Genomic DNA, 2278 nt, shown 5'->3' with positions numbered 1-2278 from the left:
CCGAGCTGGCGGGTGACCTGCTCGGCGGCCTCGTCGCACGTGGCGCTCATCGGGGCTCGCTCGCCAGCGCGGCCTCAGGATCAGCGCCCGGCGTCCAGTCCTTGCCCGGCGGCTCGAGCTGGGAGTCGAACCCGAACGGGAACGTGAGCCGGCCGGTCATGGCGCGGACCTTGAAGCGCAGCAAGGCCCAGAGCACACGGGGGTTGCGCATCATGTCTCCGATCGACTCGTCGAGGTTGAAGACGCGCGCGAAGTGCTCGTCGACGACCGGGTACTCCCGCGAGGCGCCGGTGATGAGGTTGAACATCGGCCAGGTCATCGCGGCGAGGATCCGGCGTTGCCACGCAGGGACGGTCTCGGTGCCGGTGGCGCACTCATAGCCCCGGTCGCGCGCCATGGCCATGCCCCAGGCCACCTCGAGGTTCTTGCGTTGCGCGGTCAGCAGGCGCCGGTGGAACGACTGGTCGAGCTTCGTCGCCGACCGGAGGGCGTCGCGCAGCAGCACGGCGGACATCGCGGCGGCACTCATGCCCTGGCCGTAGAACGGGTTGAACCCACAGATGGCGTCGCCGACGAACGCGATGCCTTCCGGTGCGGTGGGCAGCTGGTCGTAGCGGCGCCACTTGTTGCCCGTCGAGCGGGTCAGGTGCACCTCCGACGTCGGCGTGGACGCGGCCATCGCGGCAGCGAACTGCGGCGTCCGCAGGCGCTCGGCCGAGGCCGTGAAGTCGTCGACGGTGCGCGGCATGTCGATGCCCCACGACCCCATGCAGGCGATCGAGCGGTTGCCCTCCATCGGGAAGAAGTTGACCAGGAACTCGTGCTCGGGCGGGTGCTCGCCCTTGTCCTGCGTCGGCATGATCACCAGGTGCTGCCACCACCACGTCGGTGAGCGGTCCTCCGGCGCCGGCAGGTCGTACCACCGCGACACGTACGTGACCTTGGCATCGAGTGTCTTGACCGGCGTCTCGGGCCAGCCGGCCGCGACGAGCCAGTCGGAGACCGAAGAGCCGCGGCCCATCGCGTCGACCACGAAGCCGGCGGCGATCCGTTCCTCGCCCTCGGACGTCGAGAAGCTCACGCCGGTGACCCGGCCCTGCGGCGTACCGCCACCGGTGGTGTCGATGCCGGTGACCGACGCGCCTTCGCGGATCGTGACGTTGGGCAGGCCGCGCACCTTGTCGCGCAGGACCCGCTCGATCAGGATGCGTGAGCCGTAGACCATGTCGAGCGCACCCTGCTTGCGCGGCGTCCAGCCCGGGCCCTCGAGATATGCCGTGTCCATCGATGCCGTCAGGTGCAGGCCGCCCGCGGCGATCAGGTCCTCCTCGAACCCCGGGAACAGGTCGTTGATCGCGCGGCGCCCCGAGTTGAGCAGGAAGTGCGGGTGCTTGCTCTGCGGCACGCCACGTCGGTGCCGCGCGTCCGGCGGCAGCTCGTCGCGCTCGAGCACGATGACCTCGTCGAAGTACGCAGCCAGCGCACCAGCGGAGCACAGCCCTGCCACGCTGCCGCCGAGAACGACGGCTGTACGGCCGAGGCTCACTCGTCACCCTCGGCTGTGCGGTAGCGGCCGCGGTGGAACAGCAGCGGCTTGTCCGCCTCGCCCTGCCCGAGGTCGTCGACCCGGCCGATCACGAGGTAGTGGTCGCCGGCCTCGTGCACGTCGTGCACCACGCAGTCGACCCAGCCGACGGTGTCCTCGAGGCGCGGCATGCCGTTGCTGGTCGGCTCCCACGCGACTCCGGCGAACTTGTCGTCGGCCCGCGACGCGAACGTGTTGGAGAGCTCGGCCTGGTCGGCGGCCAGGAAGTTGACGCAGAACCGCCGCGACTTGCGGATCGCCGCGAAGGCGCGGGAGGTCTTCATCGGCAGGAACGCGACGAGCGGCGGGTCGAGCGAGACGCTGGTGAACGACTGGCAGGTCATACCGACCGGGGTGTCGCCCTGGAGCGTCGTGACGACCGTGACCCCGCTGGCGTACTGGCCGAGCACATCGCGGTAGGCGCGCGCCGCGGCCTGCGCGGCCTCGCCGTCGATCTCGACGATCTCGCCGGGACGCCACGCGAACATCTCGTGGGTGCCGCCGAGGTAGGACTCGATCAGCTCACGGGACGGCCACGACGCCGCGGCGTCCGGGCTCATGCCCTCGGGGACGTCCTTGTCGGTCATGGAGCCCACGGCCGCTTCACCCCGACTGACCGAAGGCGTGGCCCCAGTAGGACACCGCAGTCGACTCCCGCGCCACCCAGCGCTTGTCGTCGACGGTCAGGCCCTC

The 2278-nt window shown here is 70.6% G+C and carries 2 protein-coding genes; both read right to left on the bottom strand.

All coding sequences use genetic code 11. From position 1 onward, the window contains the following. Positions 1 to 46: 46 nt before the first annotated feature. Positions 47 to 1546 carry an FAD-dependent oxidoreductase gene (locus tag V6M46_RS07380; protein WP_332663369.1) on the bottom strand — a complete coding sequence of 500 codons (1500 nt, stop codon included), beginning with the start codon at positions 1544 to 1546 and terminating at the stop codon, positions 47 to 49. Beyond that, the gene (locus tag V6M46_RS07375) at positions 1543 to 2172 is read right to left on the bottom strand and encodes a flavin reductase family protein (RefSeq protein ID WP_332663367.1); all 630 of its coding nucleotides are present in this window, start codon (positions 2170 to 2172) and stop codon (positions 1543 to 1545) included. Before V6M46_RS07375 ends, V6M46_RS07380 begins: the two co-directional genes overlap by 4 nt. Positions 2173 to 2278 lie beyond the last annotated feature (106 nt).

The sequence above is a fragment of the Aeromicrobium sp. genome (genome assembly GCF_036676885.1).
GTDB lineage: Bacteria > Actinomycetota > Actinomycetes > Propionibacteriales > Nocardioidaceae > Aeromicrobium.
The sequence above is the reverse complement of the archived record's forward strand: the minus strand, read 5'-3'. Positions and strand labels throughout refer to the sequence as shown.

Coding starts and splice junctions, on each gene's coding strand:
- V6M46_RS07375 (WP_332663367.1), bottom strand. CDS start 2,172: ATGACCGACAAGGACGTCCCCGAGGGCATGAGCCCGGACGCCGCGGCG.